A 14,302-nucleotide genomic window follows, 5' to 3' on the forward strand; every position below is an offset into this window, starting at 1 on the left:
TCGCGTCAGCATAGCGGAACGTGCGCGCCGCGCCATCTATGCCATTCGGCTGATTGGCGCGCGCCGCCGTGGCCGGTAAGCTTGCGGCCATGAATACTTCTTCGACTTCAGCTTTGGACGGCTTTCTGCTCGGCATAGACGGCGGCGGAAGCGGCACGCGCGTGATTCTCGCCGACGCGCAGGGCACCGAACTCGCGCGCGCGAGCGGCGGACCTTCGGGACTCGGCCTCGGCGTGGAGCGGGCGTGGCAGTCCATCGGCGATGCCTGCCGCCGCGCGTTCGAAGCCGCCGCGCTGCCGTTCGACTGGCGCGCATGTTCGCTCGGTTGCGGACTCGCGGGCGTGAACAACGCAGACTGGCTCGCGGCCTTCCTCGCCGCGGCGCCCGATGTGCGCGCGCTGCACGTCGAGAGCGATGCGTACACGACCATCCTCGGCGCACACGGCGGCGAGCCCGGCGTGATCGTCGCGCTGGGCACGGGCAGCATCGCGGCGTCGCTCGATGAAAAAGGCGTTTGCCGCATCTCCGGCGGATACGGTTTTCCGAGCGGCGACGAAGCCGGCGGCGCGTGGCTCGGCCTGCGCGCCGTGGTACATCTGCAGCGCGTGCTCGATGGCCGCGCGCCGGAAGACGGCTGGTCGCGCGAGTTGCTCGCGCGAACCGGCGCGACGGATCGCGACAGTCTCGTCGTGTGGCTGTGCAACGCGAATCAAACCGCGTATGCCACGCTCGCGCCCACGGTTTTCGAGTTCCGCGATCATCCGGAAGCCGCGCGTTTGCTGAATCTCGCGGGGCAGGAGATTGAACGGCTCGTCGCGGCGCTCGATCCTGGCGCGACCTTGCCCGTCGCGCTGTGCGGCGGTCTCGCCGCGCCTTACGAACCGTTCGTGCCCGACGCGCTGCGCGAGCGCCTGCGTGCGCCGCGCGCCGATTCCGCCGCCGGTGCGCTCGAACTGGCGCGGCGAGCGGCATCGGCGTCGGCATCGGCGCTCGCGGGCTCGGCAAGCCCTTCGCGATAAAATATCGAGCTTCGCGGCAGAACCCATCCGCGCATCTGGCGCATTAGAAAGGCAGTCATGTACTCGGTTATCGCTACTGATCTCGACGGTACGCTTCTGAACAGCGACCACCAACTCGATCCCTTCACCGCTGAAACCGTGCGCACGCTGGACGCGCGCGGCGTGCCCATCGTCATTGCGACGGGCCGGCATTATCGCGATGTCGCGGGCATCCGCGATGTGCTCGGCGTCGACGCCTACCTGATCACGTCGAACGGCGCGCGCGTGCACGCGCCCGGCGACGAGCGGATCTATTCGCGCGACCTCGACCCCGCCGCCGTGCGCCGTCTCGTGCAGCCCGAACTGGCGGGCGGCGAGGGCCGCGTCATCGTGAATCTGTTTGCCGACGACGCCTGGCTCATCGATCGCCACGCGCCCGAACTGCTGGTCTTTCACCAGGATTCGGGCTTCAAGTACGAGGTGATGGATCTGCGCGAACATGACGGGATGAATATCGCGAAGGTGCTGTATATCGGCGAGCCGGCGGATCTCAAGGAAACCGCGGCGAATCTGGAACGCGAATTCGGCGACGCGCTTTACGTCACCTATTCGCTGCCGGACTGTCTCGAAGTCATGACCGCCGACGTTTCGAAAGGCCGCGCGCTGCGCTTCGTGCTCGATCGGCTCAAAGTCGATCCGTCGCAGTGCGTTGCGTTCGGCGACAACATGAACGACATCGATCTGCTGGAAACCGCCGGGCATCCGTTCATGATGAACAACGCGAACCCCGATCTCATCACGCGGCTGCCGAACGTGCCGCGCGTCGGCAACAACTTCGAGGCGGGCGTCGCGCATCAACTGCGCAAGCTGTTCGACATTCGCGACGAACTCGCGTCGCCGGGACAGGCGCCGGACTGAGCGCCTGACGCGCTTCGGGCGACGCGTCCGACTCCCGAGCGAGGGGGACGGGCGACGTCCGCCCCACGCCCGAAGACGCCACATCCTTAGCCGCGATGGCCCCAGTTGTTGCCGTAACCGCCGTTGCCGTAACCGCCATTGCCGCGATGATCCCAGCCCGCGCGGTGTTCGTAGCCGCGGCCGTAGCCGTCGTGCCAGCGCGGCGCTTCATGGCGATAGTACGGCGCGCGATAAACGGGCGCTGCCGGACGCACGTACACCGGAGCCGGCGCCACATAAGCGGGCGCGCCGAGCGAAACGCCGATGTGCAGATCGCTGTGAGCCTGAGCCGCTCCGACTGCACCGATTGCGAGGCCGGTCGCGACGAGCATTTGGGTGACGATGCGCTTCATTGTGTTTCTCCTTTTTCGCGACGTGTGTCGCATGAGTCCAATGTAAGGGCGCGTCGTCTTACACGCTTCGACGACTTGTTACCGTGTGCAAGGGCTGCGTAAGGAGAGCGGGAAGAAGACGTGAGGCGGCGTAACGGCGGAGAGCCTTGTCGGACGGACCTCCGGCGGCATACGGCCGCGCGCGGGACAGCGTAACGCAGCAAATCATAAGCATGCTGCGTAATTCGGCATTACATTTGTCGCGCCGGTTTAATCATTCGAATGCAGCGCGGTGGCGCAAAAACAAAAACGGGCGCCAATTGGCGCCCGTTTCGTTACTGCTATTTGACTGCGTCAATACTTACTTCTGACGCGTTAGGCACGGATAGAGCAGACCGGCGAGGATCGCACCGACGATCGGCGCAATCCAGAACAGCCACAGCTGATCCAGTGCCCAGCCGCCGACGAAGAACGCCTGGCTGGTCGAACGCGCCGGGTTCACGGACGTGTTGGTGACCGGAATCGAGATCAGGTGGATCAGCGTCAGGCACAGGCCGATGGCGAGCGGCGCGAAGCCCTTCGGCGCGCGGTCGTCGGTGGCGCCGAGGATCACGAACAGGAAGAAGAACGTCATCGCGATTTCGCAGATCAGGCCAGCGATCATCGAGAAGTGACCCGGCGAGTGCTCACCGAAACCGTTCGCCGCGAAACCGCTGGAGGCGAATTGGAAATCCGGATTGCCCGTGGCGATCAGGTAGATGACCCATGCGCCCAGCGTTGCGCCGATAACTTGCGCCACGATGTACGGCACGAGATCACGCACCGGGAAACGGCCTGCGGTCGCGAGACCGATGCTGACAGCCGGGTTCAAATGGCAGCCGGACACGTGACCGATGGCGTAGGCCATGGTGAGGACCGTGAGGCCGAACGCCAGCGAGACGCCGGCGAAGCCGATGCCCAGTTGAGGAAAGGCCGCGGCGAGTACGGCGCTTCCGCAACCGCCCAGCACGAGCCAGAAAGTACCGAAAATTTCAGCGCCGAGACGCTTCGACAAATGCATGATTCTGCCTTGGTGAAAAGATGAAAAGCCGTTGATTTGAAACAAGAACGTGTGACGGACTTGCGGAGCGCAGTTTAAGCGCGGTGTCGTCAACGAACTGTCAAAAATGGTTGATCGGCCGCCAATTCACCGGTATCGGGCAGAATCTTCGGATTCTTCCTTAGTCAAATTGCCACAAAAAAATGCCGCCCGGCATGCGGGCGGCATTTCACTCAACAAGTTGAAGCTGGCAATCAGCCCACGGCGACCTGGCGCAGCACCGGGCGCTTCGCGGCTTGAAGCATGGCCGTGTAACTATCGACGTAGTTCTGCGCCATCGTCTTCGCGCTGAAACGGCGCTCGAACTGCGCGCGGATTTCCGTGCGCGACAATTCGTCCAGGCGCTGCAGCGCGCCGACCGCGCCCTGCACGTCTTCGCAAATGAAGCCCGTCACGCCGTGATCGATCACTTCCGGCACCGAGCCGCGATTGAACGCGATCACCGGGGTGCCGCATGCCATCGCTTCGATCATCACGAGGCCGAACGGCTCGTTCCAGTCGATCGGGAAAAGCAGCGCCTTGGCGCCCGACAGGAATTCCGGCTTCTGCGCCTCGTTGATCTCGCCGATGAACTCGACATGCGCGTGCGACAGCAGCGGCTCGATCGTCGACTTGAAATACTCCTGATCGACCTTGTCCACCTTGGCGGCGATCTTCAGCGGCAAACCGCTTTGCGCCGCGATCTTGATGGCGAGATCGGCACGCTTTTCCGGGCAGATGCGGCCGAGGAATGCGAGATATTCGGGCTTCTTGTGCGGCTGCGGCGTGAGCAGCTGATCCGGCAGACCGTGATAAACAGTGTTCAGCCAGTTTGCCTGCGGCAGCGGTCCGCGCTGGTTGTCCGAAATCGAGATGACGTTCGCCTTCGTGAACGTGTCGAAGATCGGCTGCAGTTCGGGCAGGTCGAGGCGGCCGTGCAGCGTGGTCACGAACGGCGTGTCCATCTGCGTGAACAGCGGGAACGGCATGTAGTCGAGGTGGAAGTGCAGCACATCGAACTCGTGCGCGCGCTGGCGGACGTTTTCGAGCAGCAGCATGTGCGGGGCGAGCGCGTCGCGGATCGTCGGATCCAGGCGCAGTGCACGCGGCCAGGCCGCTTCGAGGGTTGCCTTCGTTTGCGAATCGCCGCTGGCGAACAATGTGACATCGTGCCCGAGGTCGACGAGCGCGTCGGTCAGATACGACACCACTCGCTCAGTGCCGCCGTAAAACTTCGGGGGTACTGCTTCGTGCAACGGTGCAATTTGTGCGATTCGCATAACGTGACTCTCCTGTATCGATCAGAGTTGGCGCGGTAGCGTCTGACTCCGTTCTCAATGCCTGTTAGGGCCATATGTGAGGGCATTGCAGTCACGCTCCGGTCGAGCGCTCAACACATGCCATTCGGGCGGGCCGCGTAGTGAGACGCCGCCCGAGATCGGCCCGGATATGAAAAATCATCGCGACCGGGTTATCCCTTACTGCCCATTATCGGGATCGACGGCGGCATTTCACTTCATTTTTCAATCGCTTATCGTTGTTACAGCGCGAAACAACTGCTGTTACGAAGTCAGAAATTGCACCGATATGGGCGATGGAGGCAAATGTGAAGCGCGAAAAAGACCGCGAGGCTTAGGTGAGCACGGACCGTTCCCGCTCCGCCCGGCGCGGCATCGAGAACACGGTTCGTGCTGGGCCAAAAAACGGCAAAACGAAAATGTCACCATTAAGTCAGACGATTGAATGCCGATAAAGAATTTGGTCATCGGCAACAATGGCCGATGCGCTCGCACGATGTAGGAAAAATTCCTACATGAATCGTCGCGAAAATCCGTCGCGGTGTCGGAAGCTTTGTCCGACAGGCGCCGCCGTTCGCATCGGCGACAATCGAATCGACACAAAACCGCGCGCGGGGCCGGATTCGCCTGTCCGTTGCGAACCGAGCAAACGTTCCCCGCCAGGCCTGACCAGCCATGTATCGATTCGGGGAAAAGATGACGACCAGTCATACGAATACGCTCGCGGAAATCCGCGAGGTGAATCTGTCGTACCTGCTCCTCGCGCAGCGGCTTCTGCATGAAGACCGCGTATCGGCGATGTACCGGCTCGGACTCTCCGCGCAGGTCGCGCAGGTGCTCTCGTCGCTGACGCTCGCGCAGGCGGTGAAGGTGGCGTCGTCGAGCCATCTGCTGTGCCGGTTCCGCTTCGACGATCACACGATCCTTTCCTCGCTCGCCGACAAGGACAAGAGCGCGGCGCTCACGCAGGCGCACGCCGCGATTCTGCTGGCGGACGCCCCCGTTACGCAGATCGGCTGAACCCACGCACCCGGGCCGCCGATGGCGACGAAGAGCGTAATTGCGGAAGTCCGCGAGATCACCCTGGCGATCGAGCTGATCGAGCTGGGCGCGCGCCTGCAGTTGCTTGAAGCGGAGACGAGCCTGTCGCGCGACAGGCTCATCAAGCTCTATAAGGAATTGCGCGGCGCCTCGCCGCCAAAGGGCATGCTGCCGTTTTCCACCGACTGGTTCATGACGTGGCAGCCGAACATCCATTCGTCGCTGTTTCACGGCATCTACCGGTTTATCGGCGAGCATGGCGGCGCGGATGTCGCCCACAGCCCGATTCAGGCGATCGTCAAAAGCTACCGGCTTTATCTGGAGCACGTCGCGCTTTACGGCGACGAAGCCGTGCTCTCGCTCACGCGCGCATGGACCCTCGTGCGCTATTTCGAATCCGGCATGCTCCAGACGAACGCGTGCACGCGCTGCGGCGGGCGCTTCGTCGCGCATGCATACGATCTGCGCGCGGGCTATGTCTGCGGTTTGTGCCAGCCGCCCTCGCGCGCCGGCAAGACGCGCAAGGCAGGCGAGAGCGCGGCAGCGCGGCGGATGGCGGCATGAAGGCCGCGTGAGGGCGTGACTAGAAGGTGTTCGAATACCTGAGGCCGACGGTCATGCTGTGCGCATTGCGCTGATACATGATCGCCCAGTGCGTCACCGATGCACCGATCAGCGCGCCGAGCGCGTCGGCGGCGAGGTCCTTGTAGGAAAAGCCGTCGGTGCGGCAGGTGCCGTCCAAAACTTCCTTGGCGAAGCCCGGCGCCGTGCCGATCAGCGTGCCGTAAATCACCGGATGCGCGGTGTCGCGGGTCAGATAGGCGCCCAGCGCGCCGAACGGCGCGGACGCGGCCAGATGAACGAGCTTGTCGGAGCCCGTCCAGTCATCGGATGTCTGCATGCGCCAGCCGCCATGCGAGCCGCTGCAATCCAGTCCCGCATGCGCGAGCGAGCTTGCGGTCATCGTCAGGGCGAGTGCGCCCATCTGCTTCATTCCCTTGGTCATCAGTCTCTCCGTGCTCTCTCTTTGTCGCGCCTTTTTTTCGGACGAATCCTAGGTGCGTGTCCGCATTATCGGCAGAGAACGTGATTATTTGTAGAGAACTGAGAAATTTATTTTACTTTATTGCCATAAGTCAGTGATTTATTTCTTTTCGTCCGTCGCCCGGCAAACGGTGGCAACGATCCCGGCCGGGCCCGACGCCGGCCCAAAGTTTTTCAGTCGAGTGCCGTTAACGGACATAACTGCGCATCCGAGCGCAGGCTGATTGCGTCGAAAGAGGACTCACCGTGCTGATTTTCGTTGGAACGCTCGTGACATTGCTGTCCGTCTTCGGCGGTTACGCGCTCGAAGGCGGCCACCTTGGCGCGCTCATGCAGCCCGTCGAAATCCTGATGATCGCCGGCGCGGGCGTGGGCGCGTTCATCCTCGGCAATAACGTCAAGACCATCAAGGCGACCGTGCTCGTGCTTCCCACGCTCTTCAAGGGCGCGAAGTACGACAAGGACACGTACATGGAGTTGATGGGCCTGCTCTACGTGCTGCTCGCGAAGGCGCGCAAGGAAGGCACGCTCGCGCTCGAAGCCGATATCGAAGACCCCGCGAAGAGCCCGGTCTTCAGCCAGCACCCGAAGATTCTCGCGGACCATCACATCGTCGAATTCCTGACGGACTATTTGCGCCTCATGGTGAGCGGCAACATGAACGCGTTCGAGATCGAAAGTCTGATGGACGAGGAGATCGAGACGCATCACGTCGAAGGCGAAGCGCCCGCGCATGCGTTGACGAAGGTCGGCGACGCGATGCCCGCGTTTGGCATCGTCGCGGCCGTGATGGGCGTGGTCCACACGATGGCATCCGCCGATCAGCCGCCCGCGATTCTCGGCGAGATGATCGCGCAGGCGCTCGTCGGCACCTTCCTCGGCATTCTGCTTTCGTATGGCTTCATCGGGCCGCTCGCCAACGTCGCGGAGCAGCGCGTCGCCGAGCAGACCAAGATGTTCCAGTGCATCAAGGTGACGATCCTCGCGAGCCTGAACGGCTACGCACCCGCGATCGCGGTGGAGTTCGGCCGCAAGGTGCTGTTCTCGACGGAGCGTCCGTCGTTCTCCGAACTGGAAGAACACGTGCGCCGGGTCAAGTCGAAGTGATCGCAGTGACGCAGCGCTTCGCAAACGATCCAACCATCAGCGCACAGCCATGAGCAACGAGAGCGGACGTCCCATTTTCATCAAGCGCATCGTCGCGGGCCGCAAGGGGCATCACGGCGGCGCGTGGAAGCTCGCCTATGCGGACTTCATGACCGCGATGATGGCGTTCTTCCTGCTGATGTGGCTGCTGTCGTCGACGTCGCCCGTGCAGCGGCGCGGCATCGCCGAGTACTTCAACATGCCGCTCAAGGCCGCGATGGTCGGCGGCAAGTCGGTCGGCATGGACAACAGCATTCTGATGGGCGGCGGGCGCGATATCTCCAGCACCGAAGCGGGCGCGGCGCGCAAGACGAACGGCAGCACGCAACTCGCCGAGCGCGACGAGGAAATGCTCAAGGCGGCGCAAGGCGAACTCGAACGACGCGAGCAGGCGCGTCTGCACGACCTGCAGGTCAAGCTGATGGCCGCGATCGAGGCGAACCCGACGCTGCGCCAGTTCAAGCAGCAAATTCGCATCGAGTCGACGCAACAGGGCTTGCGCATCGAGATCGTCGATACGCAGAAGCGCCCGATGTTCGCGCTTTCCAGCGACGCCGTGCAGCCATACATGCGCGACATTCTGCGCGAGATCGGCAAGACCCTGAACGACGTGCCGAATCGCATCGTTGTGCAGGGCCACACGGATGCCGTCAAGTATGCCGGCGGCGAGAAGGGCTACAGCAACTGGGAGCTGTCCGCGGACCGCGCGAACGCATCGCGGCGCGAACTGGTGGCGGGCGGCATGGACGAGGCGAAGGTGCTGCGCGTGCTCGGACTCGCGTCGACGCAGAACCTGAACAAAAAAGATCCGCTCGATCCGGAGAACCGGCGTATCAGCGTGATCGTATTGAACCGCAAGACCGAGATGTCGATGCTGCGCGACGACGGCGGTCCGCGCGCCACGCTCGACAACGGCACGGACGACACCGACGCGCCCGCAACCGCGCTCGGCCAGCTCATTCCCGGCGTGGCGGCGAGGCCGGCTGCGCACTGAGCTCATCGCATCCGGGAAATTGCTCAAAAAATACGCTCAAGACTCGACCCGTTTCGACCGTCATCAGGGCAAGAGACAAACATGATCAAGAACATTCTGGCAATCGACGATTCAGCCGCGATGCGGCAAATCATCTCGGCGACGCTGGCGACGGCGGGCTACGAAGTGACCGTCGCGTCTGACGGCGAAGAAGGGCTGGAGTGGGCGCTCGCCGAGCGCTTCGATCTCGTTCTGACCGACCAGCACATGCCGGGCAAGAGCGGGCTCGATCTGATCGTGGCGCTGCGCGCGAACCACGCCTACCGGGCGACGCCGATCCTGCTCCTCACGACCGAAGGCGGCGAGCCGTTCAAGGATGCGGCGCGCACGGCGGGCGCGACCGGCTGGATCGAGAAGCCGCTCGATCCGGACCTGCTGACCGAACTGGTCGCGACGCTCTCGGACGGCACGCAGCACTGAAGCGAAAGCAAAAGACAACCGCGCACGCACGCGCCGACGGTGACTCAAGCATGACACTCGACATTACCCAGTTCTATCAAACCTTCTTCGACGAAGCAGACGAACTGCTCGCGCAGATGGAACAACTGCTGCTCGTTCTGGACATCGCGAATCCGGATCCGGAAGACCTTGCGGCGATCTTTCGCGCGGCGCATTCGATCAAGGGCGGCGCTGCGACCTTCGGCTTTACCGCGCTGACCGAGACCACGCACATTCTCGAATCGCTGCTCGATCGCGCGCGCAACAACGAACTCGTTCTGCGCCGCGACATGATCGACACGTTCCTCGCTACCAAGGACGTGCTCTCCGATCAACTTGCCGCATATCGCGCGAGCGCGGAGCCGGATGCGGCGGCGGCCGCCGCGATCTGCGCGAAGCTGGAACGCCTGAAGAACGAAAGCGCATGCGCACCCGCGACGCAGGTCGTGCAGACGACGCAAGCAGCGCATATCGAGCCGCCCGCGCTGCCGGGAACCACGGCGGATGCGGCGCGCGCGAACCTCGCGCCGGCTTACGAAGGCGTGAACGCGCCGCCCGCGCATGTGCTCGCGCAGGCAATGGACGCGATTGAAGACGACGGCAACTGGGACGGCGCCTTCGAACTCACCGATGTATCGACGCATGCAGGAACCGTTGCCGATGCAACGCCGGGACACACCGGCGGCGAGGCAGCGGAAGTTGGACCCCACCTGAAAATTACGCTACGGGGGGTGGGCGAGAAGGACCTGGCGACTCTGATCGAGGAGCTGGGCAATCTGGGAAGCATCGTCGGGGAGAAGAAGACGGATGTCGAGTATGTCGTCTGGCTCGACTCGGACGTTTCGGCTGACGATATCGTCGCTGTGTGCTGCTTCGTGATCGATGAATCGCAGATCACGATCGGCCGTGGCGATGCGGCGGCACCATCGGCAACACAGCCGGCAACACAGCCGGCAACATCGGCGATGCAACCCGGCCTACGGGAAGAGCCGCAGCAATCGCAGGCGCTCGAAACGCCCGCATCCGCGGCGAGCAACGAAGCAGTCAAAGAAGAAGTGGCGACGGCGGCCGGGCAACCGGTCGCCGCACCGCCCCGCGATACGCAGAAACCCGCAAGCGACGCCGAGAAGAAGGCGCGCCCGCAAGCCGCCGCATCGGCGGAAGGCAGCTCGATTCGCGTCGGCGTGGAGAAGGTCGATCAGCTCATCAACCTGGTGGGCGAACTCGTCATCACGCAGGCCATGCTCGCGGAAACCACGAGCACGTTCGACCCCGCATTGCACGACCGTCTTTTCAACGGCATGGCGCAGCTCGAACGCAATGCGCGCGATCTGCAAGAGGCCGTCATGTCCATCCGCATGATGCCGATGGATTACGTATTCAGCCGCTTCCCGCGCCTCGTGCGCGACATCGCCGGCAAGCTCGGCAAGGAAGTGGAACTCGTCACGTTCGGTCAGGCGACCGAGCTGGACAAGAGCCTGATCGAACGCATCATCGATCCGCTCACGCACCTCGTGCGCAACTCGCTCGACCACGGTATCGAAACCGTGGAAGCGCGCCGCGCGGCGGGCAAGTCGACGACCGGCCAGCTCGTGCTGTCGGCGGCGCATCACGGCGGCAATATCGTGATCGAAGTGAGCGACGACGGCGCCGGTCTGCGCCGCGACAAGATTCTCGCGAAGGCGCAGAAGCAGGGCATGCAGGTCAGCGAATCGATGAGCGACGAAGAAGTGTGGCAGCTCATCTTCATGCCGGGCTTTTCGACCGCCGAACAGGTCACCGATATTTCCGGCCGCGGCGTGGGCATGGACGTGGTGAAGCGCAATATTCAGTCGATGGGCGGCCATGTCGAAATCATGTCGCGCCAGGGCGCGGGCACGACCACGAAGATCGTGCTGCCGCTCACGCTTGCAATTCTCGACGGCATGTCGGTGAAGGTCGGCAACGAGATCTTCATTCTGCCGCTGAACTTCGTGATGGAATCGCTGCAACCCGTCGCCGAAGATATCTACACGGTCGCGAACGGCGAACGCGTGGTGCGCGTGCGCGGCGAATATCTGCCGCTGGTCGCGCTGCATGCGGTGTTCGATGTCGAGAACGCGCGTACGGAGCCGACGCAGGGCATCGTCACCATCATGCAGACCGAGGGACGGCGCTTCGCCATGTTGATCGACGAACTCGTCGGCCAGCAGCAAGTGGTCGTGAAGAACCTCGAAACGAATTATCGCAAGGTGCACGGCATTTCCGCCGCGACCATTCTGGGCGACGGCAGCGTCGCGCTGATCGTCGACGTGGCCGCGCTCAATCGCGAATCGCGCGTGCAGCACGGCGCGCACGCGCACTGATCCAACTCATACCACCAGACCAACGACAGGCCAAAGGGAGCTCTCGTGGCAGACATTCAATCGATTCATCACGCAACGTCGTCCAGCGCCATGCGCCGCGATGCGCAACACGCCGAAGCGGCAGGACAGGAGTTCCTCGTCTTCACGCTCGGCGCCGAGGAATACGGCATCGACATCCTCAAAGTGCAAGAGATTCGCGGCTACGACAACGTCACGCGCATTGCGAACGCGCCGGGCTTCATCAAGGGCGTGATCAATCTGCGCGGCATCATCGTGCCGATCGTCGATATGCGCATCAAGTTCAGTCTCGGCCGCGTCGAGTACGACAACCAGACGGTCGTGATCATCCTGAATGTGGCGCATCGCGTGGTCGGCATGGTCGTCGACGGCGTCTCGGACGTGCTCACGCTCACGCCGGAACAGGTGATGCCCGCGCCCGAATTCGGCGGCACGCTCGCGACCGAATATCTGACGGGGCTCGGCACCGTCGATGGCCGCATGCTGATCCTGATGGACATCGAAAAGCTCATGACGAGCCGCGAGATGGAGCTGATCGACTCCGTCGCCGTATAAGCATCAAGGAACCAAGCCATGCTGAAGAAGTTGTCGATCCGCACGACGCTCACGCTCGTCGGCCTGTTGTTCACCGGATGCGCCGCGGTGATCGGCGCGCTCGCGCTCACCGGGCTCAATTCCGCGAGCAACGCGCTCAGCTCGCTCGCGCAACAGGACATGGTCGCGATGCGGTCGCTGGCCGAGACGTCGTCGTATCTCTTGCGCTCGCGCATCACGCTCGACCGCGTACGCTCGCTCGCCGAAGCGGGCAGCACCGAGGAAGCGAAGAAGGCGATCGAGCGCGGCCAGTATCTGCTCGACAAGAGTAACGAAAACTGGAAGGTCTATCTCGACACGCCCAAGCCGACGCTGCCCAAGGAAACGCTCGACGCGCTCGTCGCGCAGCACGACGCGCTCTTGAAAAGCGGCGTGGAGCCTGAGTTCACCGCGATCCGCGCGAACGACATGGCCGCCTATCACGCGATCGCCGACACGAAGATCAGCCCGATGTTCGTCGCCTTCGATCAGGCCGTGACGGCCGCCGTCGCGTCGCATCAGGAACACGCGGAAAGTTCGCGCGCGGGCACGGCGTCGCATATCGCGGCGCTCAACGTGACGATCGGCGCGGTGCTTGCGCTCGCGGTGCTGATGCTCGTCGGCACGCGTATCGCGTTGTCGAGCCTGATCGTGAAGCCGATCAACGACGCCGTCGATCACTTCGACCGCATCTCGCGCGGCGATCTCACGCAGTCCGCGCAGACCGACAGGACCAACGAGATCGGCCGCCTGTTTGCAGGCATCGAACGCATGCGCGGCAATCTCACGACGATGGTCGGCGCCGTGCATCGCGGCGCGGAATCGATCGATGTCGGCGCGCATGAAATCGCGAGCGGCAACACGGATCTGTCGCAGCGCACGGAAGAGCAGGCGGCGTCGTTGCAGGAAACGGCGTCGAGCATGGAAGAGCTCACGAGCACGGTGAAGCAGAACGCCGACAACGCGCGTCAGGCGAGCCAGCTCGCGGTGAATGCATCGGATATCGCGTCGCGCGGCGGCGAGGTGGTCGAGCAGGTCGTCGAGACGATGCACGCGATTGCGTCGAGTTCGAACAAGGTCGTCGACATCATCGGCGTGATCGAAGGCATCGCGTTCCAGACCAACATTCTCGCGTTGAACGCGGCCGTCGAGGCGGCGCGCGCAGGCGAAGAGGGCCGCGGCTTCGCGGTGGTCGCGGGCGAAGTGCGCTCGCTCGCGCAGCGCAGCGCGGCGGCGGCGAAGGAGATCAAGACGCTGATCGGCGATTCGGCCGCGAAGGTCGACAGCGGCACGGAACTCGTCGCGCGCGCCGGTCAGACGATGGGTGAAATCGTGCAGGCGGTGCGCCGCGTGACCGACATCATGGGCGAGATCAGCGCGGCGTCGGAGGAACAGTCCGACGGCATCGGGCAGGTCAACCTCGCTGTCACGCAGATGGACAGTGTTACGCAGCAGAACGCCGCGCTCGTCGAGCAGGCGGCGGCTGCGGCGGCGTCGCTCGAAGAGCAGACACGTCAATTGAAGGAAGTCGTCGCGCAATGGCGTGTCGAAGGCGCGGCTCCCGTGCGGACGAGCGCATCGGCGGCTGTGGCGAGGCTCGCGCCCACGATGCCGGTAGCGCGCGTGGAACCGCGCGTCGCAAAGCAAGCGAAAGTTGCGCCGCAGCCTAACGTCGCGCCGGATACGGCCGATATCAAGGAAGCGGGCAACGAAGTACGCAAGACCGCAAGCAAGCCGGCGAACGTCGCGCGTGCCGTGAAGCCCGCAGCGCGCACCGCGACAGCGGCAGTGGCTCCGGCGTCGCGCGCCAAAGCCACGACCGCCGACGACGGCGACTGGGAAACCTTCTGACCGAATGTGAAACGAGACGACCATGCAAGCACAGCGCAATGAAACCGGCAACCGGCGCTTCGTAAAAGCGTGCGGGATGCGCGCGTGCACATGGTCTTCGACTGCATCGCAAGCCGCGAGCGCGATCGACACGCCAAGGACGCACGAAAC

General features: G+C 63.5%; 14 protein-coding genes. 10 read left to right on the forward strand and 4 right to left on the reverse strand.

Annotated elements, in window-relative coordinates:
- Positions 1-89 precede the first annotated feature (89 nt).
- Both BRPE64_RS00560 and BRPE64_RS00565 read left to right on the forward strand, forming a co-directional pair.
- Positions 90-1,019 carry a BadF/BadG/BcrA/BcrD ATPase family protein gene (locus BRPE64_RS00560; RefSeq protein ID WP_044041857.1) on the forward strand — a complete coding sequence of 310 codons (930 nt, stop codon included), beginning with the start codon at positions 90-92 and terminating at the stop codon, positions 1,017-1,019.
- Between the two features lie 57 nt (positions 1,020-1,076).
- Entirely contained in the window at positions 1,077-1,916 is an 840-nt protein-coding gene (locus BRPE64_RS00565; protein ID WP_016344038.1) for a Cof-type HAD-IIB family hydrolase, read from the forward strand.
- Between the two features lie 86 nt (positions 1,917-2,002).
- On the opposite strand, the gene BRPE64_RS00570 is transcribed toward BRPE64_RS00565, so the two are convergent.
- From BRPE64_RS00570 to BRPE64_RS00580, 3 genes are all read right to left on the reverse strand, one after another.
- Positions 2,003-2,308 carry a hypothetical protein gene (locus BRPE64_RS00570; protein ID WP_016344039.1) on the reverse strand — a complete coding sequence of 102 codons (306 nt, stop codon included), beginning with the start codon at positions 2,306-2,308 and terminating at the stop codon, positions 2,003-2,005.
- 340 nt (positions 2,309-2,648) lie between these two features.
- Positions 2,649-3,347 (reverse strand): aquaporin Z, encoded by a 699-nt coding sequence (gene aqpZ / locus BRPE64_RS00575; protein ID WP_044041023.1) that lies wholly within the window; start codon positions 3,345-3,347, stop codon positions 2,649-2,651.
- Positions 3,348-3,580: 233 nt separating this feature from the next.
- Complete coding sequence (locus tag BRPE64_RS00580; protein ID WP_044041024.1) at positions 3,581-4,645, reverse strand: glycosyltransferase family 4 protein; 1,065 nt, start codon at positions 4,643-4,645, stop codon at positions 3,581-3,583.
- Positions 4,646-5,359: 714 nt separating this feature from the next.
- On the opposite strand from BRPE64_RS00580, the gene flhD reads away from it, so the two are divergent.
- The gene (flhD, locus tag BRPE64_RS00585; protein ID WP_016344043.1) at positions 5,360-5,683 is read left to right on the forward strand and encodes a flagellar transcriptional regulator FlhD; all 324 of its coding nucleotides are present in this window, start codon (positions 5,360-5,362) and stop codon (positions 5,681-5,683) included.
- A 21-nt stretch (positions 5,684-5,704) separates the two neighbouring features.
- Positions 5,705-6,268: a flagellar transcriptional regulator FlhC gene (gene flhC / locus BRPE64_RS00590; protein WP_016344044.1), complete on the forward strand. Its 564-nt coding sequence runs from the start codon at positions 5,705-5,707 to the stop codon at positions 6,266-6,268.
- A 19-nt stretch (positions 6,269-6,287) separates the two neighbouring features.
- Here flhC and BRPE64_RS00595 read toward each other — a convergent pair whose 3' ends face one another.
- Positions 6,288-6,710: a hypothetical protein gene (locus tag BRPE64_RS00595; protein ID WP_016344045.1), complete on the reverse strand. Its 423-nt coding sequence runs from the start codon at positions 6,708-6,710 to the stop codon at positions 6,288-6,290.
- Positions 6,711-6,994: 284 nt separating this feature from the next.
- Here BRPE64_RS00595 and motA point away from each other — a divergent pair, with 284 nt between their 5' ends.
- The 6 genes from motA to BRPE64_RS00625 all read left to right on the forward strand — a co-directional run bounded on the left by motA (position 6,995) and on the right by BRPE64_RS00625 (position 14,152).
- Complete coding sequence (gene motA, locus BRPE64_RS00600) at positions 6,995-7,855, forward strand: flagellar motor stator protein MotA (protein WP_016344046.1); 861 nt, start codon at positions 6,995-6,997, stop codon at positions 7,853-7,855.
- Between the two features lie 49 nt (positions 7,856-7,904).
- On the forward strand, positions 7,905-8,888 hold the full coding sequence (motB, locus tag BRPE64_RS00605; RefSeq protein ID WP_016344047.1) for a flagellar motor protein MotB: 984 nt from the start codon (positions 7,905-7,907) through the stop codon (positions 8,886-8,888).
- Between the two features lie 81 nt (positions 8,889-8,969).
- A complete protein-coding gene (locus BRPE64_RS00610; protein ID WP_016344048.1) occupies positions 8,970-9,347 on the forward strand; it encodes a response regulator in 378 nt (125 codons plus the stop codon).
- 50 nt (positions 9,348-9,397) lie between these two features.
- Positions 9,398-11,710 carry a chemotaxis protein CheA gene (cheA, locus tag BRPE64_RS00615; RefSeq protein WP_016344049.1) on the forward strand — a complete coding sequence of 771 codons (2,313 nt, stop codon included), beginning with the start codon at positions 9,398-9,400 and terminating at the stop codon, positions 11,708-11,710.
- A 90-nt stretch (positions 11,711-11,800) separates the two neighbouring features.
- Complete coding sequence (cheW, locus tag BRPE64_RS00620) at positions 11,801-12,283, forward strand: chemotaxis protein CheW (protein ID WP_408608244.1); 483 nt, start codon at positions 11,801-11,803, stop codon at positions 12,281-12,283.
- Positions 12,284-12,301: 18 nt separating this feature from the next.
- Positions 12,302-14,152 (forward strand): methyl-accepting chemotaxis protein, encoded by a 1,851-nt coding sequence (locus tag BRPE64_RS00625; protein WP_016344051.1) that lies wholly within the window; start codon positions 12,302-12,304, stop codon positions 14,150-14,152.
- Positions 14,153-14,302: the final 150 nt, after the last annotated feature.

Origin of the sequence: Caballeronia insecticola (genome assembly GCF_000402035.1) — a bacterium.
In the GTDB taxonomy this organism is placed as follows: Bacteria; Pseudomonadota; Gammaproteobacteria; order Burkholderiales; family Burkholderiaceae; genus Caballeronia; species Caballeronia insecticola.